At 70.9% G+C, this 23,675-nt stretch carries 20 protein-coding genes and 2 tRNA genes; 8 read left to right on the top strand and 14 right to left on the bottom strand.

All coding sequences use genetic code 11. The features are described 5' to 3' along the window. Positions 1 to 415: 415 nt before the first annotated feature. The 4 genes from LY40_RS05685 to pruA all read right to left on the bottom strand — a co-directional run bounded on the left by LY40_RS05685 (position 416) and on the right by pruA (position 5,774). Complete coding sequence (locus LY40_RS05685) at positions 416 to 1,924, bottom strand: methyltransferase domain-containing protein (protein WP_258936143.1); 1,509 nt, start codon at positions 1,922 to 1,924, stop codon at positions 416 to 418. A 91-nt stretch (positions 1,925 to 2,015) separates the two neighbouring features. Next, the gene (locus LY40_RS05680; RefSeq protein ID WP_258936142.1) at positions 2,016 to 2,987 is read right to left on the bottom strand and encodes an NADPH:quinone oxidoreductase family protein; all 972 of its coding nucleotides are present in this window, start codon (positions 2,985 to 2,987) and stop codon (positions 2,016 to 2,018) included. 187 nt (positions 2,988 to 3,174) lie between these two features. Beyond that, positions 3,175 to 4,131 (bottom strand): proline dehydrogenase family protein, encoded by a 957-nt coding sequence (locus tag LY40_RS05675; RefSeq protein ID WP_183787204.1) that lies wholly within the window; start codon positions 4,129 to 4,131, stop codon positions 3,175 to 3,177. Positions 4,132 to 4,136: 5 nt separating this feature from the next. Further along, positions 4,137 to 5,774: an L-glutamate gamma-semialdehyde dehydrogenase gene (pruA, locus tag LY40_RS05670; RefSeq protein WP_183787203.1), complete on the bottom strand. Its 1,638-nt coding sequence runs from the start codon at positions 5,772 to 5,774 to the stop codon at positions 4,137 to 4,139. A 151-nt stretch (positions 5,775 to 5,925) separates the two neighbouring features. Between pruA and LY40_RS05665 the strand changes: the two genes are divergently transcribed. Continuing rightward, a complete protein-coding gene (locus tag LY40_RS05665; protein WP_258936141.1) occupies positions 5,926 to 7,554 on the top strand; it encodes a PucR family transcriptional regulator in 1,629 nt (542 codons plus the stop codon). 17 nt (positions 7,555 to 7,571) lie between these two features. Here LY40_RS05665 and LY40_RS05660 read toward each other — a convergent pair whose 3' ends face one another. Then, positions 7,572 to 8,303 (bottom strand): hypothetical protein, encoded by a 732-nt coding sequence (locus tag LY40_RS05660; RefSeq protein ID WP_258936140.1) that lies wholly within the window; start codon positions 8,301 to 8,303, stop codon positions 7,572 to 7,574. A gap of 133 nt (positions 8,304 to 8,436) precedes the next feature. On the opposite strand from LY40_RS05660, the gene LY40_RS05655 reads away from it, so the two are divergent. Then, on the top strand, positions 8,437 to 9,798 hold the full coding sequence (locus LY40_RS05655; protein WP_258936139.1) for a dicarboxylate/amino acid:cation symporter: 1,362 nt from the start codon (positions 8,437 to 8,439) through the stop codon (positions 9,796 to 9,798). 438 nt (positions 9,799 to 10,236) lie between these two features. On the opposite strand, the gene LY40_RS05650 is transcribed toward LY40_RS05655, so the two are convergent. Next, a tRNA-Lys gene (locus tag LY40_RS05650) sits at positions 10,237 to 10,312 on the bottom strand. A 298-nt stretch (positions 10,313 to 10,610) separates the two neighbouring features. Between LY40_RS05650 and LY40_RS05645 the strand changes: the two genes are divergently transcribed. Beyond that, complete coding sequence (locus tag LY40_RS05645; protein ID WP_258936138.1) at positions 10,611 to 11,819, top strand: L,D-transpeptidase; 1,209 nt, start codon at positions 10,611 to 10,613, stop codon at positions 11,817 to 11,819. Between the two features lie 284 nt (positions 11,820 to 12,103). Here LY40_RS05645 and LY40_RS05640 read toward each other — a convergent pair whose 3' ends face one another. The 4 genes from LY40_RS05640 to orn form a co-directional block, all read right to left on the bottom strand. Next, the gene (locus tag LY40_RS05640) at positions 12,104 to 12,577 is read right to left on the bottom strand and encodes an SRPBCC family protein (protein WP_258936137.1); all 474 of its coding nucleotides are present in this window, start codon (positions 12,575 to 12,577) and stop codon (positions 12,104 to 12,106) included. Further along, on the bottom strand, positions 12,574 to 12,927 hold the full coding sequence (locus tag LY40_RS05635) for an ArsR/SmtB family transcription factor (RefSeq protein WP_258936136.1): 354 nt from the start codon (positions 12,925 to 12,927) through the stop codon (positions 12,574 to 12,576). The genes LY40_RS05640 and LY40_RS05635 overlap by 4 nt, the downstream gene beginning before the upstream one ends. Positions 12,928 to 13,187: 260 nt before the next feature. Beyond that, a tRNA-His gene (locus LY40_RS05630) sits at positions 13,188 to 13,263 on the bottom strand. Between the two features lie 96 nt (positions 13,264 to 13,359). Further along, complete coding sequence (gene orn / locus LY40_RS05625) at positions 13,360 to 13,962, bottom strand: oligoribonuclease (protein WP_258936135.1); 603 nt, start codon at positions 13,960 to 13,962, stop codon at positions 13,360 to 13,362. A 370-nt stretch (positions 13,963 to 14,332) separates the two neighbouring features. Here orn and LY40_RS05620 point away from each other — a divergent pair, with 370 nt between their 5' ends. From LY40_RS05620 to LY40_RS05605, 4 genes are all read left to right on the top strand, one after another. Then, on the top strand, positions 14,333 to 15,370 hold the full coding sequence (locus tag LY40_RS05620; protein ID WP_258936134.1) for a DNA-3-methyladenine glycosylase family protein: 1,038 nt from the start codon (positions 14,333 to 14,335) through the stop codon (positions 15,368 to 15,370). 9 nt (positions 15,371 to 15,379) lie between these two features. After that, positions 15,380 to 16,105, top strand: a complete 726-nt coding sequence (locus LY40_RS05615; protein WP_258936133.1) for a M50 family metallopeptidase — start codon at positions 15,380 to 15,382, stop codon at positions 16,103 to 16,105. A gap of 139 nt (positions 16,106 to 16,244) precedes the next feature. Then, positions 16,245 to 17,486: an aldehyde dehydrogenase family protein gene (locus LY40_RS05610; RefSeq protein WP_183787101.1), complete on the top strand. Its 1,242-nt coding sequence runs from the start codon at positions 16,245 to 16,247 to the stop codon at positions 17,484 to 17,486. 420 nt (positions 17,487 to 17,906) lie between these two features. Further along, the gene (locus LY40_RS05605; protein ID WP_258936272.1) at positions 17,907 to 19,616 is read left to right on the top strand and encodes a DEAD/DEAH box helicase; all 1,710 of its coding nucleotides are present in this window, start codon (positions 17,907 to 17,909) and stop codon (positions 19,614 to 19,616) included. Positions 19,617 to 19,693: 77 nt separating this feature from the next. Here the strand turns inward: LY40_RS05605 and LY40_RS05600 are convergent, their stop codons facing one another. The 3 genes from LY40_RS05600 to LY40_RS05590 all read right to left on the bottom strand — a co-directional run bounded on the left by LY40_RS05600 (position 19,694) and on the right by LY40_RS05590 (position 22,445). Next, the gene (locus LY40_RS05600; protein ID WP_258936132.1) at positions 19,694 to 20,776 is read right to left on the bottom strand and encodes an adenylate/guanylate cyclase domain-containing protein; all 1,083 of its coding nucleotides are present in this window, start codon (positions 20,774 to 20,776) and stop codon (positions 19,694 to 19,696) included. 7 nt (positions 20,777 to 20,783) lie between these two features. Continuing rightward, positions 20,784 to 21,233 carry a universal stress protein gene (locus LY40_RS05595; protein ID WP_183787099.1) on the bottom strand — a complete coding sequence of 150 codons (450 nt, stop codon included), beginning with the start codon at positions 21,231 to 21,233 and terminating at the stop codon, positions 20,784 to 20,786. 90 nt (positions 21,234 to 21,323) lie between these two features. Then, positions 21,324 to 22,445 carry a coiled-coil domain-containing protein gene (locus LY40_RS05590; RefSeq protein ID WP_228726651.1) on the bottom strand — a complete coding sequence of 374 codons (1,122 nt, stop codon included), beginning with the start codon at positions 22,443 to 22,445 and terminating at the stop codon, positions 21,324 to 21,326. 333 nt (positions 22,446 to 22,778) lie between these two features. Between LY40_RS05590 and LY40_RS05585 the strand changes: the two genes are divergently transcribed. Continuing rightward, positions 22,779 to 23,156: an SPW repeat protein gene (locus LY40_RS05585; protein WP_183787098.1), complete on the top strand. Its 378-nt coding sequence runs from the start codon at positions 22,779 to 22,781 to the stop codon at positions 23,154 to 23,156. 66 nt (positions 23,157 to 23,222) lie between these two features. Here LY40_RS05585 and mce read toward each other — a convergent pair whose 3' ends face one another. Beyond that, entirely contained in the window at positions 23,223 to 23,669 is a 447-nt protein-coding gene (gene mce / locus LY40_RS05580; protein WP_183787097.1) for a methylmalonyl-CoA epimerase, read from the bottom strand. Between the last annotated feature and the right edge of the window lie 6 nt (positions 23,670 to 23,675).

Genomic DNA, 23,675 nt, shown 5'->3' with positions numbered 1-23,675 from the left:
AGCTTCGCCTCCGTGGGGCCCGCACTGGCCGGGTCGCTCGTCGTCGCCTGCCGGATCGGTGCTCACCTCGTCTTGCGCCGTCTGCGCGCGCGTGCCGCGCGGTCCCAGGTCTCCCCAAAAGTGCGAGCGGAGGTTATCGCTCCCCACCGACTGCCGGTCAGCCGTATGCGCTGCCACCAGCGGAAACCGGGACAACAGGGACGAATCGCCGCGGCTCGCGGAGCGCAGAGCCAAGGCCGGGCACGGCGACGTTTGGGGGACGGGCACGGCGAGGTCGGGGCGCAGCGAGGCCGGGGCGCAGCGACGTCGGGGCACGGGGACGTCGGGCACGGGGACGACGCCACGGATCGGACACCGAGTCCCACGGTCACCGGGGTCGGTGACAGCGGCGCCGAGTCCTGCGCCGGAACCGGGGTCAGGGCAGCGGCACGGTCACCGGGGCCGACCCGTTGATCGAGAACCAGCACACGAACTCGCTGACCAGGTCGAACTCCACGGCGACCGGCGCGGCGCCGGTGGCGTCGCCGAGCTGCCCGGGCACGTCGAGTCGTACCGCGACGGTCACCTCCTCGCCCGGGGCGACACCGCGTCCGGGCAACGGAGTCCGGCCGCCGGAGTCGGCGAGCCGGTCGCTCAGCATGCCGTCGGCCGTGCGCAGGCGGGCGCCGAGGAACACGGGACCGTGCGCCGCGTCGGACGGCAGCCAGGTGCGGGTGCCGGTGTTGCGCAGCAGGCACGTCCCGCGGACGGTGGTGCCGCCCACACCGGAGGTGGATGCGGTGACCTCGAGGTCGGAGAACGTCAGCTCGGCGCGGAGCCCGTCCGCGGCGCGGCTGTCGGGCGTCTCGACGCCGTCGCGGCGGAGCACGAACATGCGCCGGTCGCCGATCGCCGCGCGCGTGGGCTCCGGGAACACCGAGCCGTCGGCGTGGGCGGCCAGCACGTCCTGGAACGTTGGCAGGTCGACCCACTGCGGTGCCGAGTCGAGCAGGCAGAGCCGCAGGTCGGCGAACCCGATCCGGCGCGCCCGGTCCCACACCTGTTCGATCACCACGTCGTTCTCGAGTACCCCGAAGTGCCGCATCTCGTACTGCGACTGCGGTTGCAGCGAGTGTTCGGGGCCCGGTTCGGCGAACGCGGCCAGGCCTCCCGGCCGCAGCACGCGCACGAACTCGGCGAGTACCTGGTCGGGGTTCGGCACATGGTGGAGTGCGTCGTAGGACAGGATCCGGTCGACGCTGCCGTCGGGCAGGTCGATGCGGTGGCCGTCGAACGTCAGGAACTCCGGTTCCGGCCGGTCGCCGAGCACGGGCTGGCGGGCGTACAGCTCGCGGCCGAGTGCGAGCGCCGACGGTGAGACGTCCGCGGCGATCACGTGGCAGCCGAGCTGGGTGAGCAACCGGCTCGTCCAGCAGGTGCCCGCGCCGAAATCCAGCACCGTCATGCCCGCCGCCGGTTGCAGCCCGCGCAGCACCTGGCCGAACGTCACCAGCAGATCGGCGGCCTCGCCGGGCTCCTTCAACGGCTTCGTCAGCAGCAGCTCGGCGTCGTCGAGCGAGGAGAAGTACTCCTCGGCGGTGGCGGCCAGGTCCTCGACCGTCGTGGTGCGGATGAGTTCGGCGGCGTCGACGAACTCGGGGTCACGCGCGGCCGCTGCCCGGGCCGCGCCGGCTTCCGGCGCCGCCTGCTCGGGGGAGAGCCTGCCGGCGAACTCGTCCGAACTCGCCAGCGCTGCGCACAACTGCGGCTTCGACAGTTCTCCGCAGCGCAGCCGCTCCGTGTAGTACGCCAGCCCGTCGGCGTCCGGGGCTCTGCCGAGGATCAGCCGGTAGGCGCGATCCACGACGGCCGTCGCGGTGTGGGCGTCGGTCGCCGTGTCGGTCGCGTTGTCGGTATCGGCGGCGGTGGCTCCGGGCGTGCTCATCGCCTTCGAGGCTAACGAATGAGGGTGGCGGCACCGGGCGTTTCCCTCACGATCGCGGGCGGCCGCCGTCGCCGGCCGCCCGGCCGCCTGGTTACGCCGTCGGGTCCACCACGACCTTGCCGAGCACGGCGCGGTCCTCGAGTTGGGCGACGGCTTCGCCCGCCCGGGACAGCGGATAGGTCGCCGCGATCGGCGGATCGACCACACCGGACTCGAGGTAGGGGAGCAGCACGTCCCACTCCCCGCGCAGGCGCGCCGGATTGGCCATGACGTAGGCGCCCCACGCGACCCCGCGGACGTCGATGTTGTTCAGCAGCAGGCGGTTGACCTTGACGGTGGGGATGTCACCCGCGGTGAAACCGATGACCAGCAGCCGGCCCAGCGGGGCGAGGCTGCGCAGGGAGTCGGTGAAACGGTCGCCGCCGACCGGGTCGACCACCAGGTCGACGCCGCGGCCGCCGGTGAGTTCGGCGACTGCGTCCTTGAACCCGTCGGCTCCGGCGACGTCGTGGGAACCGACCGACGACACGAACCGCGCCTTGTCCTCAGTGGACACCACGGAGACGACATGTGCGCCCATGGCCGAGGCGAGTTGGATGGTGGCCGTGCCGATGCCACCCGCCGCGCCGTGCACGAGCACCGTTTCGCCCTGCTGCAGCTGCCCTCGCTTGAGTAGCGCGAACGTCATGGTCAGGTAGTTCATCGGCAGGCAGGCGCCCGCGGCGAAACTCATCGCATCCGGTAGTGGGAACACGTTGGTGACCGGCGCGACGACCTGCTCGGCGAAGGCGCCCGTGGTGGTGCTGGCGGCGACGCGATCGCCGGGGGAGAAACGGGAATCGGCCGGGGCCTCGCGGACGACCCCCGCCAGCTCCCCGCCGAGCGTGAACGGCGGCTCCGGCTTGTACTGGTACATGTTCTTCGTCAGCAGCAGGTCGGGGAAATTGACCCCGGCGGCCTTGACGTCGATGAGGATCTGGTCGTCGCCGGCTTTCGGCGCGGGAGTGTCGGTGACCTCGAGAGCTGCCGGGCCATCGGTGCGGGTGACCGTTGCTGCGTACATCCTTGTGCGCGCCTTTCGCCGTTGATCATCGATCGCGGGCGAGTCTATGGCGGTGGCGGGACCCCGGGACACCCCGAGGACCCGCCACCCGATGTGACACCGACGACCCCCGGCGCGCCCCCCGGGGGGCCAGCCCTGGCCCAAGCCTCCGGTGCTTTTGGGGCGCACCAGGAGCGCGGCCCGGCGGTCACTTCTGCGAAGTCAGTGCCCTCAGGAACAGCGCCAGATTGGCGGGTTTCTCGGCAAGGCGGCGCATGAAGTAGCCGTACCACTCGGTGCCGTAGGGCAGGTACACGCGCAGGTGCCGCTGCTGCCCGACGAGCCGGAGCTGCTCGGTGTCGCGGACGCCGTAGAGCATCTGCATCTCGTACTCGTCGGTGCCGCGGCCCGACTCGGTAGCCAGGCGAAGTCCGGCCTGCACCATCGCCGGATCGTGCGTGGCCACCATCGGGTAGCCGCGGCCGTTCATCAGCACCCGCAGGCACCGCACGTACGCCTCGTCGACCGCATCGCCCTGGTAGGCCACGCTCGCCGGCTCGGCGTAGGCGCCCTTGCACAGCCGGATCCGGGACCCCGGTCCGGACAGGTCGGCGCAGTCGGCCTCGGTGCGTTTGAGATAGGCCTGCAGCACCGTGCCCAGCTGCGGGAAATCGCTGCGCAGCTCGCGCACGATCGACAACGTCGAATCGGTCGTCGTGTGGTCCTCGGCGTCGACCGTGACCCACACGCCGGCCTCCTCGGCCGCGGTGCAGATCTTGTGCGCGTTCTCCAGCGCGATCCGATCTCCGTCGGCTCCCACGAACTGGCCGAGGGCCGACAACTTCAGCGAGACCTCCACGGGACGGGGTCCGCCCGCCGCGGCCTGCTCGCCGGCCAGCGGCGCGAGAGCCGACAGGAGCGACAGGTAGGCCTGCACGGTCGCGGTCGCCTGCGAGGTGTCCGTGGTGTCCTCGCCGAGGTGGTCGATCGTGATGAACCGGCCCGAGTCGAGGATGTCCCGGGAGGTGGCGAGCGCCTGCTGTTCGGTCTCGCCGGCCACGAAGCGGTCGACGACCTTGCGCGTGAGCGAGAGCCGGGAGGCCATCCGTTCGAGGCGCTTCGACCTCGCCGCGGCGAGCAGGCTCGTGCGCAGCGGAGACGGCATGGTGATCACACCCCCTGGTGCGGGTAGCGGTGATCGGTCGGGGCCACGAAGGTCTCCTTGATGGAGCGTGCCGAGGCCCACCGCAGCAGGTTCTGCGGCGAACCCGCCTTGTCGTTGGTGCCCGAGGCGCGGGCACCGCCGAACGGCTGCTGACCCACGATCGAACCGGTCGGTTTGTCGTTGATGTAGAAGTTGCCCGCGGCGAACCGCAGCTTTTCGGACGCCCTGGCCACGGCGTCGCGGTCGTCCGCGATCACCGCGCCGGTCAGGGCGTACGCCGAGCCGGAGTCCACCGTCTCCAGGATCTCATCGAACGCGCCCGGCTTCGAGTCGTCGTAGACGTGGATCGCCAGGATCGGGCCGAAGTACTCCTGCTGGAACGCCTCGTCGGTCGGGTCGTCGCCGAGCAGGATCGTCGGCTCGATGAAGTAGCCGACGCTGTCGTCGGCGCCGCCGCCGGCGGCGACCGTCAGGCTCGGCGTCGACTTGGCGCGCTCCAGTGCGGCGGCGTTGCGGTCGAACGAGCGCTTGTCGATGACGGCTCCGCCGTAGTTAGACAGGTCGGCCACGTCGCCGTAGGAGAGGGCGCTGGTCTTGGCGATGAGGTCCTCGCCCATCTTCGCCCACACCGATCGCGGGATGAACGCGCGCGAGGCCGCGGAGCACTTCTGGCCCTGGTAGTCGAACGCGCCGCGGATCAGCGCGGTCGTGAGGACGTCGGGGTTGGCCGAGCTGTGTGCGACGACGAAGTCCTTGCCGCCGGTCTCGCCGACCAGGCGCGGGTAGGAGCGGTAGCGCGAGATGTTGGTGCCGACCTCGGCCCAGAGGGTCTGGAACGTCTGCGTGGAGCCGGTGAAGTGGATGCCGGACAGGCGCGGGTCGGGCAGCACGACGTCGGAGATGTCGGGGCCGGGGCCGGTGACGAGGTTGATGACGCCCTTGGGCAGGCCGGCCGCCTCGAGCAGCTGCATCGTCAGGTACGCCGACACGGCCTGGGTGTCCGACGGCTTCCACACGACCGTGTTGCCCATGAGCGCGGGTGCGGTGGGCAGGTTGCCGGCGATGGCGGTGAAGTTGAACGGCGTGACCGCGTAGACGAATCCTTCGAGCGGCCTGTACTCGACGCGGTTCCACACGCCGGGCACCGACAGCGGCTGTTCGGTCATCAGCTGACGTGCGAAGTGGACGTTGAACCGCCAGAAGTCGATGAGCTCGCACGGGGCGTCGATCTCGGCCTGGTAGGCGGTCTTCGACTGGCCCAGCATCGTCGCGGCGGCGATGGTCTCGCGCCACGGACCGGACAGCAGGTCGGCGGCGCGCAGGAAGATCGCGGCCCGCTCGTCGAACGGCATGGCCGCCCATGCGGGCGCCGCGGCATCGGCCGCCTCGACGGCGTCGCTGACGTCCTGCCGCGTGGCGTGCGTGAACGTGCCGAGCACGGAGGCGTGCTTGTGTGGCTGCACCACGTTCTGCACGGTCGTCGCGCTGCGGCGATGCTCGCCGCCGATGACGTGGTGGACCTCGGTGGGGTTCGCGTCCAGCTCGGCCAGCTTCGCCTCCAGCCGGGCGCGTTCGGGTGTGCCGGGCGCGTACGAGTTGACCGGTTCGTTCGCCGGCTGCGGAACGTTGGTGATGCCGTCCATGGACCTCGAGACCTCCTTCGCGGACGTGCGAGCGGGTTCGCACACGTGGGTAGTGAAGCAGCGCGTGAGCATCCGTAAACTGAGCCGATCGGACAAAGCGAGCGGGAATACTTCGTCCAATCGGACAACGACCGCGTGAGGGAGGTATCCGATGGCCGACAGCGGTCGCGCGAGCACGCTGCGCGAACTCGTCGACGCCCTCGACACCGCCGTCGTGGGCGCGGTCGTGGGCGATCCGTCCGCGGTGGTCTCCTCGGTGGCGCTCGTCGACGGCGCGGAGCTCGCCGATGGCGGGCCGGCGGAGGAGAAGACCTCCGCCCCCGACGTGTGCGTGCACGTGGGGGTGCGCGATGACGAGGAGCTGGCGTACTTCGCCGCGCTGACCGGGAGGCCGGCGAGTCTGCGGCCCCGAGCCGTGCTGTCGAAGACGGCGTCGCCGGAGGTGCACGAGGCGGCCCGGAGCGCAGGGGTGGCGTTCGTCGAGGTGCATCCCCGGGCGCGCTGGGACCACGTCTTCCCGCGGGTACAGCGCATGCTCGACCGCAGCCACCGGCAACCCACCGCACCCGCCGACCCCGACCTGCTCGCCGCCGACACGGACCTGTTCGACCTGGCACAGAGCGTCGCGCGCAACGCGGGCGGCATGGTGTCGATCGAGGACGCCGCCTCGCGGGTGCTGGCCCACTCGCCGTCCGACGAGACCGCCGACGAACTGCGCACCCTGTCGATCCTCGGGAGGGAAGGCCCGCGCGACTACCTGCGGGTGCTGCACCGATGGGGCGTCTACGACCGGCTGCGCACCGGCGACGAGGTCGTCGACGTGCCCGAGCACGCCGAGCTCGGCACGAAACGACGGCTGGTCGTCGGTATCCGTGAACCGGCTGATGACGGGGAGACCGGGCGCACGCTGGGATCGATCTGGCTGCAGCAGGGTGAGCAGCCGTTCTCGCCGGATGCCGCGGACGTGCTGCGGGGCGCCGCGGCGATCGCGGCACGGATCATCGTGCGCACCCACAACGCGCCGTCCACGGAGGAGATGCTCATCCAGCGGCTGTTCGGGCTGCACGGCGAGGGCGTGGACGTGCCGTCACTGGCGGGTGCGCTGAACCTGCCGTCGGCCGGTCCGGTCGCGGTGATCGGGTTCGCGGCCTCGGAGCCGGGACGTCTCGGCCGGACCGGCAGCGTGCTGCGGCTGCACGCGAGCGCCTTCCGCCGTGACTCGGTGACGACGATGCTCGGCGACCGTGCCTACGTCCTGCTTCCCGGGTACAGCTCGCAGCAGGCGGTCGCGGCGTGGGCGCGGCAGCTGGTCGGGGCGCTCGAGGAGACGCGGTCGGTGGTGTTGCGCGCGGCGATCGCGGGCGGGGTCGCCCGGCTCGGGGACGTCGCGGCGGCACGTGCCGAGGTGGATCGGGTCCTGGACGGCACCGCCGACACCCCGCCGCAGGGGCGGGTGACGACGCTCGCCGAATCCCGGACCGCGGTGCTGCTGGGCGAGATCCTCGACATGGTCGGCTCGCGTCCGGAGATGCACGACCCGCGGGTCGACGCGTTGGGCGAGTACGACGACCGCCACGGCACCGAGCTGCGCGCGAGCGCCGCGGCGTTCCTGGCCTGCCACGGCGACGTCCGCAGCGCGGCCGAACGCGTGCGGGTGCATCCGAACACGCTGCGGTACCGCCTGCGCCGCGTGGAACAGCTGACGGGGCTGGACCTGCGCGACTCTTCGGACCGGCTGTTGCTGGAACTCCAGCTGGCCGTGCGCCTCCGCCACCGATGACGGCGTCCGGCCGGTGGTCAGGTCGCCTCGCTCGCGTGCTCGGCATGGTGGGACCGCAGGAGGGCGAGCACCGCCGCGGGATCGCCGGCGAACCGTTCGATCGGCAGCAACGCCAGGCACGCGCCGTCGCGGCCGGTCACCGCGATGTGGTTGCGGTAGTGGCGCGGGAACGTCCACCGCCTCCCGACGAACGTCCAACCGCGGTCGATCGAGGCGACGTCGGGCCACGGTGTCTCGCCGTACCCGTCCACGTCGGGTACGGCGAGCCCTTGAGCGGTGACCAGGAGCGGCGCGGGCCTGCGGGCGCGCGGATGGAAGGCCGTGGCGGCACCGGCGAGAGTGACGAGCCCGCCGAGCACGGCCATCACGGGTTCCGCTTCGCCGTCGACCCGCCAGGAGCCGACGGCCGCGACGACGAGCGTCACTCCCAGCACGAGCGTCGCCATCGCCGAGGACAGCCGGATGCCCCGCCGAGGGACGGCCGTGGCAGCAACGCCGTCGTGGATCGTCGGATACGGTGCGCGCCTGCCGCGGCGGCCGTTCGGCCAGGCCAGCAGCAGGAGGACGGCGCCGAACCCGGCGAGCAGGACACGGGCGCCCGGCGGCGCGCCGATCACGGGCAGCGCGGCGCAGACCACCATCGCTAGCCCGAACAGGCTGAGCAGGACCGGCACGACCAGATTCGCGCGGGTGCGCCAACCGCTGCCGTCGGGTGCGCGGCGGGCCGGTCGGCGTTCGGGCGTCGTCACACCTGCCATCGTCCCAGCTGAGGTAGGGCCGCCGGACCGGCCGGGTTCCACGATCTGGGACGAGGAAGACGGCGGGGGCCCGCCGTGTTGTCGATACCGGATCTATCGGCAACCCCGTCTTCGGAGCGGCTTCGTGTCCTTGCTGCGCGTGTATACGAAACCCGCGGTCTTCGCGTCCGCGGTCATCGGTTCTCTCCTCCTCGGTGCCGGGCTGGGCGCGTTGGCCCGCGTCACAGGGACGACCTGGCTCGCCGAGGTGCTGGACCACATCGGTTCGGTGTTCACCACCCTGCTGCAGATCGCGGTGGTGCCGCTGGTGTTCACCGCGATCATCGTCGGTATCAACAGCCTCCGCGGACTCGGCGGCGGGCGCACCGCGGCGCGGCTCGGCGGGAAGACGGTCGCGTGGTTCGCGACGACGTCCCTGATCGCCGTACTGATCGGCATCGGAGTGGGCCTGCTGTTCAACCCGGGCAGCGGTGGTCTCGGCGGGGTCGAGGCCACGGCCGAGAACGCCGAGAAGGCCGCCGGCAGCGTCGGGGAGTGGGGTTCGTGGACGGCGTTCCTCGACGGCATCGTGCCGGACAACTTCGTCGCCGCGTTCGCCGACGGGCAGACGCTCCAGGTGCTGTTCCTGGCGCTGGTGATCGGCGCCGCTGCCTACAGTCTGGGCGAGCGCGCCGCGCCGTTCATCGACGTCGTCACGAGCGTGTTCGAGATCATCCAGCGGTACCTCGGCTGGATCGTGCGGCTGGCTCCGCTGGGCATTCTCGGTCTCATCGGTGCCGCTGTGGCCGAGTACGGCGATTCGCTGTTCCGGCCGCTGCTGTCGATGACGGTGGCCGTGTACGTCGGCAGTGGACTGGTCATGTTCGTCGTCTACCCGACGTTGCTCCGTCTGGTGGCGAGGGTGAGCCCGGGACGCTTCTTCGGTAAGGCGTGGACGGCGATCCAATTCGCGTTCGTGTCGCAGTCGTCGGGCGCGACGCTGCCGTTGACGCGGCAGACGACGGTGAATCTGGGTGTCGACCCCGGCTACGCAGCCTTCGCGACGCCGCTCGCGAGTGCGACCAAAATGGATGGTTGCGCTGCGGTCTTTCCCGCCATCGGCGCGATCTTCATCGCCAACATCTCCGGGGTTTCGCTGAGTGTCGGGCAGTACCTCGGCATCGTCGTGGTGGCCGTGTTCGGCGCGCTCGCCACGGCGGGCACCACGGGCTGGCTCACCGCGCTGACGCTCACCGGGACGGTCATCGGGCTCGACCCGGCGCAGGTCGCCACGGGCATCGCGCTGATCTACTCGGTGAACCCGATCATGGACATGATGCGCACGGCGACCAACGTCGCGGGCCAGATCGCGGTGCCGACCGTGGTCGCTCGCACCGAGGGGCTGCTCGACGACGAGGTGCTCGACGCTCCGAGTGCGCCGCCGCTGTTGACGGACACGGGTGCCAGAGCGAGCGAGGAGAACGTCAAGGAGGGCGCGCCGGTCTGACGCACCGTTCCGGCACGTGCCGACCTGCGTGTGCCGGCACGGCACGGACACGGTGCCCACCTGGGGCGAGGCGCGCGATCCCACGGCGCGACATGGGATCGCGCGCCTCGCTGTCGGTGCCGCATGCTGCGGTGCACGGCGTGACTCGCGTTCGGTGGGTTACTGCGGTCCGGCGTGGCCCGTCGTTCGGTCGAGTGGTCTGTACCACGTTCGGTCCGTCGGCCCCCGCTGCAGACACGCGTACTACGGCGGGCTGGCGGGTCGGGGTGCCGCGTTTCGATCGCGGGCTTGGGAGGGTGCGCATCGGCTCGCGCCGGACCGGCGGCGAACGCGGAGTGGCTTCGTTCGAACCGATAGTGACTTCGACCCGAACGGAGAAGGGGCCTGAAAGAAACGGGCCGGAATGAAGAAGAGCCCCAGACCGATGGCCTGGGGCTGTGGTGCGCCGTCAGGGACTCGAACCCCGAACCCGCTGGTTAAGAGCCAGCTGCTCTGCCTATTGAGCTAACGGCGCGTCACGCGAATGAAAACCCGGTCGCTTCGGCCTGTCCGGCGCGGCGTCCTCGGTCTCCCTTGCGACGGGAAAAAGATTAGCACGGTGTGTACCGGCCCCGAACGACCCCCCTCCGGTTCCGCATCATCGCACGTCGGCGCTGGGGCGGAGGTGGAAGTGACGGCACCGGCAGACGACGCAACGAATCGGGGTGCTCGTACGTCTCACTCCTATTAACTCCGCCCTGCACACGGGGTGTGATCCGGCAGACTGGCGGTATTCGCACGAAGGACTGACAACGTCAACTGAAAGGTTGTCGATGGGGCGTTGGGGGATGGCCGCACCGGGCAGCTGGGCGCGGCTGGCAACGATCATGATCGTCGGGGGCGTGCTCGCCGCGGGATGCACGTCGACGGCACAGGAACGCGGCGCGAGTGGCGGTGGGGATGGTTCCGGGGACACGACGCGGCCAGCGCAGCCTGCCGAGCTGGACCTGTCGGTGAGACAGGGAGCCGACGACGTCGCGCCCGGCCGCGCGTTCACGGCCACGGTGCAGCACGGCACGATCACCGAGGCCTCCCTCGTGGGTGAGGACGGCACCGTCGTCGACGGCGGCACGACACAGCAGGACACCGCGTGGCGGGCGTCCGAACCGCTCGGGTACGGCAAGACCTACACGCTGAAGGCGACCGCCGAGGGGGACGACGGCGAGACCGTCACGGAGAAGGCGACGTTCACCACGCTCGTCCCACAGGGGCAGGCCGAGGTCTATCTCAACGTGCAGGAGGGCCAGAAGGTCGGCGTCGGTATGCCGCTGGTGTTCACGTTCAGCACCGACGTCCCCGACCGCAAGCTCGCCGAGCGGGCGTTGCGCGTCCGCACCGACAACGACACCGAGGGTGCGTTCCGCTGGCGCAGTGACTCCGAGGTGACGTGGCGGCCGAAGGCGTACTGGGAGCCCGGTACGAAAGTCACCGTCGATGCGGCGATCTACGGCAAACCGCTCGGCGGTGGCCTCTACGGAGCCGAGGATCAGCAGGCCTCGCTGGAGATCGGCCGCAAGGTCACCGCTATCGCGGACGGGAAGTCGCATCACATGTCCGTGTTCGTCGACGACGAACGGGTCAGGCGAATGCCGATCTCGATGGGCAAGTCGTCCTCGCCGACACCGAACGGCACCTACACGGTGATGAGCGAGCACAACGGCTACACGATGGATTCCAGCACCTACGGCGTGCCGACCGACAGCGGTGACGGCTACCGGCTGTGGGTCGAGTACGCGACTCGGATGTCGTACTCGGGCATCTTCTACCATTCGGCGCCGTGGTCGGTGGGGTATCAGGGCAATACCAACACCAGTCACGGGTGCATCAACCTGTCCACGGAGAACGCCGCGTGGCTGATGAAGAACTCGAAACCCGGTGATCTGATCACCGTGCGGAACGCGGGTGGGCAAACACTCGAACCGACCGACGGCTGGAGTGTGTGGCAGATGTCGTGGGACGAGTGGACCTCCGAGGACGCCTGAGGATCCGACGTCCGTGTCGTGGCGGGGCCGCGGCGAGATACTCCGGGGCCCCGCCACTCGACCTGCGGCGACGTGGAAACGCCGACCGGGTCCGCACCGTGTCGTTCCGGGTTGGCACCGTGTCGTTCGAGGTTGGCACCGCGTCGTTCGAGGGTGAGTCTCGGACAGCACGCCACGGTTGTCCGCAGCTGCCGAACTGTCGGTCGGGGCCGGTCGCCCGTCGTGGCCGGCCCCATGCATCCGGCCGGCAGCAGAACCCGGCCGTCGCACGACCCCGTTCGGGGTTAGCCGAGCAGGGCCGCGTACCGCTGCAGATACAGCGGCCAGCCGCCGTCGCCTGCCACGCCGTCCGCGACGGCCTGCCAGCCCGGGCCGTGCCGGTCGATGTGCCGGTGCTCCAGTTCGAGCCGCGTGCGCTCCGGGCTTTCGGCCACGAACCGGACCTCCACCTCGCTGGCGTTCGCGGGGTCGGTCTCCAGTTGCCACGTCGGGCCGATATCCCAGCTGAACACCACCCGACTCGGCGGCTCGTACACGAGCACGCGTGCCCACCGGCATTCGCTGCCGTCCTCGGCGCGGTCGTAGATGTGCCCGCCTACGTGCGGCTCGAACAACGTCTCGGTGATCGGCGCGCCGAGCAGATTGTGCTCCTTCGGCTTGAAGTCGCCGAACCGTTCGGTGAAGGTGCGGAAGGCCTTGTCGCGGGGCGCCTCGACGACGATCTGTCGCCGCACCACCGTGGTTTGTGTCTGCATCATTCTTCCTCCTTGGGCTGTTCATCCGTCGTGTTCCGGGTACGGCTGTTCCGGTCTTCGGCGACCTTGCGGTATCCGGTCAGAGCTCGGTTCCAGAACGTCTCCAGCTGTTCTCGTAGCGCGGCGACCCCTGCCGGGTTGAGCCGATAGATCCGCCTCGTGCCCGCGGTGCGTTCCGCGACGAGCCCGGCGTTCTTCAACACCTTCAGGTGCTGGGAGACGGCCGGCCTGCTGACGGGCAGCTCGTCGGCGAGTTCCCCGACCGCCAGTTCCTGTCCGGCCAGGCAGGTCATGATCGCCCGCCGGGTGGGATCGCCGATCGCGTCCCACGCCTCCGATTCGTAAGCCTCCACGAACGGTAAGCGTATACTTACGGATAGGGGGATGCAAGGCCCGTGGGCGGCAGTCAGCACCGGTGTTCAGCGCGGAGTGATCCGCGGGTGTTCAGGGATCATGTCCGCCTGCTCGCGACGTTCGGGCACGGCAGCTCACCGGCGACGGCCCGCCACGGAGGTCGCGTGGACAACCCGGATGGCTCCGGGAACTCGAGGGCACAACAAAGAACCCCGGAGGGGACGCCTCCGGGGTTCTCACTGCGTGATCTGCAGTTGTGTGGGGTGAATGACGGGGCTCGAACCCGCGACCTCCTGGACCACAACCAGGTGCTCTACCAGCTGAGCTACATCCACCATGCGAGCCGCTGAGCGCCTCGGCTGACATATCGTAGCGCACCGCCCGCGCGCGGTTTCGGGGAGGTCCACCACGGTGGTCTCCGCGGCGGGCGGTCACGGAGCAGCGGTCACCTGGTCCGCCGCGGCGCGTGCTTCGTCGCTGCTCGGCCCGGGGTGGGGTACGAACGCCGTTGCGCGGTAGTAACGCAGTTCGGCGATCGACTCCTTGATGTCGGCCAGTGCGCGGTGGGCGAGGCCCTTCTCCGGCTTGGCGTAGTACACGCGCGGGTACCAGCGGCGCACGAGCTCCTTGACCGACGACACGTCCACCATGCGGTAGTGCAGGTGGGCGTCGAGTGCCGGCATGTCGCGGGCGATGTAGCCACGATCGGTGCCGATCGAGTTGCCGGCGAGGGGAGCGGTCTGTGCATCGGGCACGTACCGCTTGATGTGGTCGAGCACCTGCTGTTCGGCGTCGGCGAGGGTGGTCGTCGAGCGACGCACCTCGTCGGTCAGTCCCGATTTCTCGTGCATCTCGGCCACGACGTCGGGCATGGCGGCCAGCGCATCGTCGTCGGCGTGGATGACGAGGTCGAGGCCGTCGTCGAGCACGTTGAGGTCGGCGTCGGTGATGAGCACGGCGATCTCGATCAGCGCGTCGGTCGCGAGATCGAGTCCCGTCATTTCGCAGTCGATCCAGACTAGACGGTCAGTCACCCGGCCACACTAACGCGCGGCCCGCAGCGCCGTGCGCCGCGCCGCTTCCCGTCGTGTCGGTAGGCCGGACGGCGCGGACGAGTGGGGGCGTGGCCGAGGTGGATGGTGGCACGAGTGGTCCCCTCGCGGCGCCGGGAGGCGAACAGAAGTCGACACTCGTGTCACGTGCGCCGGGAAACCGCCGCATTCCGGTGAATCGTGGCTGCCGCATCGCCACCTGTCGCTCTAGTGTTCGAATCAATCCGGAAACGACGACGCCCGGGACGGCGGGCGAAAAGTGGGGGACGCGATGGGAACCGGCGGGATCGGAAACGGCGGGATGGGAAACGGCGGGATCGGAAACGGCGGGATGCGATCGGGTTCGGCGCGAATGCCGGCCGCGATCGCGCGCGGGCCGGGTTCGGCCGTGATCACCCGGCTGGAACCGGCGCCCCGGGGCGACATCGACCTGACGGTGTCCGGCAGCGTCGCGCACGCGATCACGCCCGCGGTGGGCGGAGACCTGTGGGGCGTCGACGAACTGCGGCTGGCGTTCCTCCTGGACGGTGTCCGGCGCGCGGTCGGGGTGCACGTGCGGCGCCGGTCACCCGCGATGCTGGAGCTGCGAGTCACCGGAGCCGTCACGGGTGGTGTGGGCACGGACGAGGCGGCCCTCGGCGGCGTGTCGCAGGCCGATGTCGACCGCGCCGTGTCGCAGGCCCGCCGCATACTCTCGCTCGACTGCGACGGGGCGGCGTTCGCAGCCGGCGCCCGCGGCGATGCCGTACTCGACGGGCTCCGCAGGGCCTCCCCGGGGACGCGGCCGATCCTGTTCGGGTCGCCGTACGAGGCCGCATGCTGGGCCGTGATCTGCCAAGGGCTGCGGATGCCACAGGCGGTCGCCCTGTACTCGCGGGTGGTTACGCGGTACGGGCGGGTCGTTCCCGTCGGAGGCCGCAGGCGGCCGGTGATCGCACCGCCGCCGGAGTTGCGGGCGGTCTCGCCCGCGACACGGCTGTCGGCCGGCAAGCGCGAGCGGCTGGCGATCGTCGCTGACGCGGCGGAGTCCGGACTGCTCGACGCGGCTGCGTTGCGTGCGATGGATCCGGGGGACGCGGTCGACTTGGTCCGGCAGGTTCCCGGGATCGGGCCGCTGTCCGCCGAGCTGATCGTCGCCCGCGGGGCCGGGCACCCCGACGTGTTCCCCGCCCACGACAGGCTGTTGCTGGCGGCGATGGCCGACCTCTACGACCGGCCGCCCGCCGAGGTGGCCGAGCGATGGCGGCCGTACCGGAGCTGGGCGAGCTTCGTGATCAGGTTCGCCGCGGTGCTGCGCGGTGCCGGTGGGCGCGGTGTCAATGGGCGGGGTGTCGGCAAGGAGGGTGCCCGCGGGCGGGGTGTCACCACGACCCGACACCCGTTGTGGTGAGCTGGCGCGGTGCAGGACGGTATCGACGAGATCACCCGGGCGTTCGATCTGGACGTCACGACGGCGGGCACGATCATTCTCCTCAGCGGCGTGGCCACGCTGATCGTGGTCTTGTCCGGAGCGCCGTGGCGGCTGGCGCGGAACCTGCTGACGATCGTCCACGAGGCGGGGCACGCGCTCGCCGCGCTCGCGGTGGGCAGGCGGCTGCAGGGAATCCGGCTGCATTCGGACACCTCGGGCGTGACGGTCTCGCGGGGCCGTCCCGAAGGCCCCGGCATGGTGCTGACGTCGCTGGCGGGCTACCCGGCGCCCGCACTGCTGGGGCTGCTGTTCTCGTGGTTGGTGTGGGCCGAGCAGCTCTCGGCGGTCCTCGGCGTCACCGCGGTGCTGCTGCTCGGCGTGCTGGTCCTCGTCCGCAATGCCTACGGGGTCTTCTCCGTGCTGGTTGCGGCGGCGGTGCTCGGTGCCGTGGCGTGGTTCGCCCCGCCAGGGGTGCAGGCCGTGTTCGTGTACGTCGTGACGTGGTTCCTGATCCTGGGTGCGGTGCGGCCGCTGTTCGAGCTGCAGAGCAAACGCCGTCGTGGTGCCGCCCGCGACTCGGACATCGACCAGTTGGCCCGGTTGACCGGCCTGCCTGCGGCGCTGTGGCTGCTCGTGCTCGGAGTCCTGATCGGAGGCTGTGCCGTCGTGGGCGGCATGTTGCTCGTCGATCCGGCCGTCGGCGGGCCGCTGTAGCCCCCTGAGCAGGTGCCCGACCCGGGGACCGCCCGTGGGCACGCACCGGCGGTGGGGCACACTGAGGAGTCGACACCGTGACGATGACGGTGCGGACGACTGCGGGCCCGGCGCCCGCGAGCGGGGAAGGGCTCAGGCTGTGACGGACGAGGTCGCCAAGGCTGTCGAGGAGTGCGCGCGAGTGGCGAAGCACGCGGCGCCGTCGTTGGCGACCGCGTCGGACGAGGCGATCGACGTCGCCCTGACCGCGATGGCGGACCGTCTCGTCGAGTACCGGGCCGACATTCTCGCCGCCAACGACGCCGACGTGACTCGTGCGCGCGCCGAGGGGATGAGCGCGGGTCTGCTCGACCGGCTCACCATCACCGAGGACCGCCTGACCGGGATGGCCGACCAGCTCCGGCTGCTCGCCGGTGCCCCGCACCAGGCGCGCTCGGTCGACGTGTCCGCGCTCGACGGCGGGCTGAAGCTCGTCGAGCGGCGCAGGCCGGTCGGTGTCATCGGCGCGAACTACGAGGCGCGGCCCAACGTCACGGTCGACGTGGCCTCGCAGCTGGTCAAATCGCGCAACGCGGGCGTGCTGCGCACCGGTTCGGCCGCGCTCGGCTCGGCCCAGCGGCTGATCGAGATCGTCGTCGCCCCCGCCCTGGCCGCGGCCGGTATCGACGCCGGCGTCGTCCAGCTCGTCCCGCGCACCGAACGGGAGGCCGCGGCGGCGCTCGTGCGCCTGCCGAACCTCGTGCCGCTCGTCATCCTGCGTGGCAGCGGTGAGACCACGCGCGCGCTGGCGACGGAGGGTGCGAACTGCGGCGTGCGCACGCTCGCGCACGCCGACGGCGGCGGCGTGCTGTACGTCGACGAGGCGGCCGACGCCGACACGGTGGCCGGTCTCGTCAGCGGCAGCCTCGACCGGCTCGGCGTCTGCAACCGGCTCAACCTGCTGCTGGTCCACTCCGCGGTCTACGACCGGTTGTGGCCGGTCATCTCCGAGGCCCTCGCCGGCCGCGGAGTGACCCCGTCGCTGCCGCCGCACGAGCACCCGATCGGCTACGAGTGGGCCCTGGACTCGGACCGCGAGGCCACGGTTACCGTCGCTCCCGTCGGCGGCCTCACCGAGGCCGTGGCGATCGCCAACGAGCAGACTTCCGGCCTCGCCGCCGGCATCGCGACCGAGGACTCCGCCACGGCCGAGGCCTTCTTCGACGCTTATCAGGGCACCGGCGTGTTCTGGAACGCCCCGACCCGGCTGCTCGACGGCTTCAAGCTGCTCGGCGTGCCGGAGACCGGCATCAACCTGGACCGCGTGCCTGGCCCGCGTGGCCCGGTCACCTACACCGACCTGTACGTCCGCCAGTACGCCGTACTCCCGGCGTCGCGGTGAACGCACCCCCACCGCCGCAGCACCTGCGGCCGGTGGTCACCTCTGTCGGGGATGTCACGGCTGTGGCGTCGCCGCACATTCCCCGGATCAGGAAGGTCCACCACAGTGAACGACACCGCCACCGGCGACAGTACCGATAGCGCCACCGGCGCAGCGGCCACGTCGGACGACAACGACTCCAACGCCGGCGAGCCCACCGCCGGCGAGCCCAACCCCGGCGAGCCCACCGCCGCGGTCGCAGCGACCGCCGACACCACCGAAGCCCCCGACACCACCGAAGCCGGGTACGACACGGCCGACACCGACACCGACAACGACGACGACACGGCCGAGGACGAAGACGAGGACACACCCGGTCCCGCCGCTGACGCCACCGCGGACACCGCCGCGGCCGACACCGACGAGGACGCGGCCGACACCGTGGACTCCGACGAGGGCAGTGGCGAGGCGGGCGTGACGTTCGCCGACCTGGACCTGCGGCCGGAGCTGCTCGGCGCGCTGTCGTCGCTCGGCTACGAGGAGCCGACCCCCATCCAGCGGGAGGCGATCCCGCCGATGCTGGCAGGGCGCGACCTCGTCGGGCAGGCCGCGACGGGCACGGGCAAGACCGCGGCGTTCGCGCTGCCGATCCTGCAGCGCATCACCGGGCACGGGAAGGGTGCCGGTCCCAAGGCGCTCGTGCTCACACCGACCCGCGAACTCGCCGTACAGGTCTCCGAGGCGTTGCACCGCTACGGCAGCGAGCTCGGCACGCGCGTGCTGCCGATCTACGGTGGGCAGCCCATCGGCAGGCAGCTGAAGGCGCTCGAACGCGGCGTCGACGTGGTGATCGCGACGCCGGGCCGCGCGCTCGACCACCTGTCGCGGGGAACGCTGTCGCTCGGCGAGCTGAGTATGGCGGTGCTCGACGAGGCCGACGAGATGCTCGACATGGGCTTCGCCGAGGACATCGACGCGATCTTCGCGGAGATGCCCACGGAGCGGCAGACGATGCTCTTCTCCGCGACGATGCCGCCGCGCATCAACGGTCTCGTCAAGCGATTCCTGGCCGACCCCGTGCAGATCAGCGTCGGCAGGGAACGCACCGCCGGCGGGGCCGAGTCGCCGATCACGCAGACCGCCTACGTGGTGCCGCGCGGGCACAAGCCGGCGGCGCTCGGCCGTGTGCTGGACGTCGAATCGCCCGCAGCGGCGATCGTGTTCTGTCGCACCCGGGACGAGGTGGACACGCTCACCGAAACCCTCAACGGCCGCGGCTACCGGGCCGAACCCTTGCACGGTGGCATGAATCAGCTGCAGCGCGACCGGGTCGTCGAACGTCTCCGCGGGTCGAGTGCCGACCTGGTCGTCGCGACCGACGTGGCGGCGCGCGGACTCGACATCGATCAGCTCACGCACGTCGTCAACTACAACGTGCCGAGTGCGCCCGAGTCGTACACGCACCGGATCGGCCGCGTCGGCCGCGCGGGCCGTGAGGGTACGGCCATCACGCTCGCCGAGCCGCGGGAACACCGCATGCTCAAGACGATCGAACGCGTCACCGGCCACAAGATCGCCGTCAAGAAGCTGCCGACGATCGCGGATCTGCGTGCGCAGCGGCTCGAACAGACCCGCTCCTCGCTGACCGAGGCGCTGCAGGACACCGCGGATCTCGACCGGTTCCGCTCGGTCGTCGAGCCGCTCGCCGACGAGTACGACGTCGTCGAGATCGCGCTCGCCGCGGTCAAACTGGCGCACGAGGCCGGCGGCTCCATCACCGAAGAGGAAGAGATTCCCGAGGTGAAGGCGTGGCCGCCGGCGGAAGGCAAACGCGGTGGCAAGCGCGAGGGCGGCCAGGGCAACGGTCCCGGCGGCAAGCAGAAGGGCGCCCGCGCCGTCGGCCCGGGTATGACGCGCCTGTTCGTCGGCGTCGGCCGCACGTCGGGCGTCCGGCCGCAGGATCTCGTCGGCGCGATCGCGGGCGAGTCGCGACTGCGTGGCCGCGACATCGGTGCCATCGACATCGCTGATCGGTTCTCGCTCGTCGACGTGCCCTCCGGAGCGGCGGAGGACGTGATCGCCGCGCTGAAGGGCACGAGCATCAAGGGACGCAAGGCCACGGTGCGCCGCGAGCGGTACCAGAAGAAGTAGCGCACTCCCGCCGGCCGCCGGCGCTTGCGCCACGTCGCAGACCGGCCGGGTCCGTCCGTCACCGGTGCCGGCCGCCGTCAGCCGTCGCGATCGGTCCCGGCGTCGTGCTCGGTGCCGGGACCGGTGTCGCGGTCGGTCCGGCTGAGTCCCAGCAGGTCCGCTGCCAGCTGCTGGCCGCTCGACACCCGCCGGGTCGCACCTGCGCGCCGCAGCACTCCGGGGCGGAGCCGGCTGTAGCCGCGCACCGAGGTGGCGCGGCGGGACCGCACGTCGAAGTCGTCGAGTCCGTCCAGCTCGCGGCCGAGTTCGCGGTCCACCAGGACCGTGCCCGGCCTGGCGAGCGATGTCAGCCTGCTCGCCAGGTTCACCACCGAGCCGTACACGTCGCCGAACCGGCTCAGCACGCGGCCGGCCGCCATGCCGACCCGCACGTGCGGCAGGTCCTCGTCCTCACCGGCGCGTTCGGACAGGGTAAGGGCGATCTCGGCGGCGTCGGCGGGTTCGTCGCAGACGAACAGCACCTCGTCGCCGATCATCTTCACGATCCGGCCGTGGCGGTCGGCGATGATGTCGGAGGCGAGCGCTTCGAACCGCTCCAATACGGCGCTCAACTCGGCCTCGTCGACCCGGCGGGTCATCCGGGTGTAACCGACCATGTCGGCGAATCCGACGACTTCGGTGCGCGACTCCGGTTCCTCGTCGGCACCGGTGAGCAGGCGCGCCGAGTACGCGGCGAGGTGGCGCCGCCAGACGAAGTTCTGCACCCGTTCGAGCTCCGGGAGCACGCTTTCGACGAGCTTGCCGATGCGGCGTTCGTCGCCGGCCAGCTTCGGGTTGTCGGCCACCAGCGACCACAACAGATCGGCCTGCCATTCGGCCAGTCGTGACAGGTGCAGGCCGACGGCGCGGGCCACCGACGTTTCGAGTTCCTCGTCGAGCAGCCCGGCCGTCACGAGCCGGTCGACGATGCGCACGGCTTCGACGTCGGCGTCGGTGAACACGGTCTCGTCGTCAGCGGCTGTCGCCAGGCCCAGCGCACGCCACAGCCGTTTCGTCCGCTCCGGGGGAACGCCGGCCTTGTCCGCGACCTGCTGTCGCGTGTACTTGCGCTTGCCGTCGAGGAGGATTCGCTCCAGCCGGCGCGCGAGCGCCTCGTCCACGGGCGGCCTAGGTGGTGTGCACGATCAGCACGTCGACGCCGGATTTGCGCGCAACCTCGGACGGCACGGAGCCGAGGATACGGCCGGCGAGCGTGTTGAGCCCGCGGTTACCGACGACGAGCAGATCGGCGCGGCGCTCCTGGGCGGTGCTGCGCAGCGCATCCACCGGCTCACCCTTGACGGCAACCGTTTCGATGTCACGGGCGCCGGCTTTCAGCGCGCGGTCCCGCGCCGACTGCAACGTGTCCTCGGCCGGCGCGGAGCCGACGACCTGGTACGCCTCGTCGCCCAGTTCGTCCTGCGCGCGCAGCACCTCGTCCTTGCTGGCGGGGAAATAGGCACACACGATCACGACGGTGGCGCCGGCGTCCGCGGCGACGGCGGCGGCCCGGTCCACGGCGGCGTAGGACGAATCGGACCCGTCCGTGCCCACGATGACGGTCTGGTAAGCGGCCATGCTTCTCGCATCCTCCAGCGGGCTCGGTGAACCTCGGTGGTACTGCAGGCCGAACAGTAGCCGGTCGCCGTACCGGGGGCCACACCGTACCTACTCGCGAGTCGCTTCCGCTCCCGACGCACCGGCCGATGCTCCCGCGTGGGCCTTCTGGCCGTTGCGTTGCGGCAGCGACGAGTCAGTGCCGGACTGCTTGCCCTCGATGGCTGCGTCGACCTCGGCGAGCATCGACTTCGCGGACAGGACCTGGTCGGAGACCTTGTGTCGCAGCGTGCGCAGCGCTTGGACCTTGTCCTTGGCGTCGGAGACCCGCCGCTTGGCGAGCTCGGTCGCTTCGCGCACCCGGCGGTTGGCTTCCTCGGTCGCCTCGCGCACGCGCCGGTTCGCCTCGTCGGTCGCCTCGGCGACGCGGGCGTTGGCCTCGCTGATCGAGTTCTGCTTGCGCCGGTTGGCGTCCTCCACGGACTCGCGCTGCCGCCGCTCGATGTCGGCCTTCGCCGTGGCCTGCTCCTCGGCGACCTCGGCGCGGATCGCGGCGGCCTCCTCGGTCGCCTCGCGCACCCGGCGTTCTGCCTCGGCCTTGCTCGCGGCCTCCTGCTCGGCCAACTCACGCATCGCTTCGGTGCGACGCGTGGCCATCGCGATCTCGAAGTCTTCCTCGACCTTGGTGCGGCGCTGCTCGGCCTCGGTGTCGAGGCGCTCGCGCTCGTCCTTGGCCTTGGTGAGGATCGAGTCGGCCTCGGCCCGCGCGTCCGCGATGACCTTGCGGTGCTCGGCCTCCATCTCGCGGCGCCGCTCGGCCAGCTCCGTCAACAGCTGCTCGTAGCGGGCCCGCATCGCGCTGGCGTCAGCCTCGGCCTTGGCGCGGATGTGCCCGGCCTCGGCCTCGGCGCGCGCCTGCGTGTCGGCGGCCTCCTCCTGCGCGAGCCGCAGCATGCGCTGGAGACGTTCCGAGAGCCCCTCGATCGTCGTCGGCGGCTGTGCGAGGCGGTCGACCTGGCCCCGCAGGTCGTCGATCTCGACGCGGGCCGATTCGAGTTGTTTCGCCAGATCGCCGGCTTGGGAGATCGCCGCGTCGCGGTCGGAGGTGAGCATCCGCAGATCGGCGTCCAGCCGTTCCAGATGCTCATCCACCTGTGCCCGGCTGTAGCCGCGCTTCTCGAAGTCGAAGCCGGCCCCCAGCGGCACGAGATCCCGTTCGTCGCCAAGGCTCATGTCCCCACCCTAACCGCACGCGTGATCGCCACGCCGCCGAATGCGCCCGTGGCGCCGCGGTGCTTCACACGGGATTCACAGCCGGGCCGCGGCCCGGCTGTCGAGTGCCTCCCGATTCCGTCTTGCGCTGGGAAAACGGCGACGTCCGAACCATCGCCGGCGGCATTGACCGGGGGCACCCGGAAGCGCATGCTGAGGTGAGGGGCCGCCGTCGTCACCCAAGCATTCGGCAGGCGGGCACCAGCGCACCTGCCGGCGTGTGGTCCGGCGGTCGACCCCGACGGCGGGCACATGGTGTGCCCTCCGTGGGCCGATCTCCAGGAGGTGATCACGATGGCCGGATCATCGACTCATCCGGCACGTGCGTGGACCCGGCCGCACGACTGGGCCGAGGTCGTACTCGGTGCGGTACTGGCGCTGTCCCCGGTCTGGATGAGCACGGACACCGCGGCAGCGTGGACCATGTCCGTGCTCGGCGCGCTCATCGCCATCGACGGGCTGGTCTCGCTGGCCATGCCCGGCATGATCGTCGGTGAGGGAATCCAGGTGGTACTCGGTGTGTTGGCGTTCGTGTCTCCGTGGGTGATGGGCTACACGGCCTTCACCGGCGCGGCGTGGACGTCCTGGATCATCGGTGGGCTGACCGTGCTCGTGGGCGCGGCGGCGGTACCGGTGGCCAGCGCCGCACATCGGATGGCGGGCCAGCACTAGCGGCCGGAACAGTGTCGCTCACGGCGTTCCCGGCAACGCCGTGAGCGGGCATCCGGCCCTGGCGGATCAGGCGGGCTGCACCAGTTCCACGAGCACGCCGCCCGCGTCCTTGGGGTGCACGAAGTTCACGCTGCTGCCCGCGGTGCCGCGTTTGGCCTCCGGGTAGAGCATCCGCAATCCCTTGTCGCGCAACGCCTGTGCGGCGGCCTCGACATCGGTGACCCGGTAGGCGAGCTGCTGCAACCCCGGTCCCTTGGTGTCGAGGAACTTCGCGATCGTCGACTCCGCCCGCAACGGGGCGAGCAGCTGCACCGCGGTGCCACTCTCGTCGCCGGGTGCGTGCAGCATCGCTTCGCGCACGCCCTGCTCCTCGTTGACCTCGACGTGCGTGGCCTCGAGGCCGAAGCTGTCGCGGTAGAACGCGATTGCCTCGTCCAGGTCGGCGACGGCGACGCCCACGTGGTCGATCGTCGTGATGTACGGCGCCAGCGCCGCGGTTGCCTGCTGCTGCATACGCGC

The organism is Prauserella salsuginis, from assembly GCF_024648885.1.
GTDB classification, from domain to species: Bacteria; Actinomycetota; Actinomycetes; order Mycobacteriales; family Pseudonocardiaceae; genus Prauserella; species Prauserella salsuginis.
Note: the sequence above shows the minus strand (reverse complement) of the source record. Positions and strands in the feature narration are given on the sequence as shown.